The following is a 565-nucleotide window of genomic DNA, read 5'->3' as shown; positions in this document are numbered from 1 at the left end:
GTGCATTTCAATTGGCTCACGTCCCTAATATGGAATAAATCTCTATTCTCCATATTTATTCATATTCCCTTGTGCCAACGAAGAAAATATCCAACAAAATTTTGGGTAGACCTAAGTAGTTACTATCCCAACGGAATTGCCATTCGTGGTGCCCTTCTCTGCCTCTTAACGCTGTTTTTCGACGTTACAATCCCCACTTTAGCATCAGACGCCACTTTAACGCTGAATTTCAGCCTTATCCCAACTGAATTACCAGAAGCTTTGCAAAATATATGACATGATAAGGCATTGTGCTCCTTAGCGGCTGATTCACCTTTACGGAGCACATGCCGACTAGGAGAAAATTCAAAAAAATTTATAATAAGGTTTATATTTACAGTTGGTTTTTCGCTCACAAAGAAAAAAAGCAAGGAGGCTTCGAGTGAGGAGACATGTTACAAACTGTAAATTTTGGGTTTTTATTCTATTTAATTACGATTCGTGCCGCTGTGTACTTCTTCGGATACTTTCGGGGGCGTCCCGTCTTTTTCTTTTTTATTCTCCCCTTACTTTCGCGTGTCGGCGG

At 40.2% G+C, this 565-nt stretch carries 1 protein-coding gene; it reads left to right on the top strand.

Translation table 11 applies throughout. The annotated features are described in order from the left end of the window. A partial coding sequence (locus IEY34_RS37215; protein WP_229758034.1) for a hypothetical protein occupies positions 1 to 276 on the top strand: 276 nt, incomplete at its 5' end. Positions 277 to 565: the final 289 nt, after the last annotated feature.

This window comes from Paenibacillus marchantiophytorum, from assembly GCF_014640555.1.
Classification (GTDB): domain Bacteria; phylum Bacillota; class Bacilli; order Paenibacillales; family NBRC-103111; genus Paenibacillus_E; species Paenibacillus_E marchantiophytorum.
This window is presented reverse-complemented; position numbering and strand designations above follow the sequence as displayed.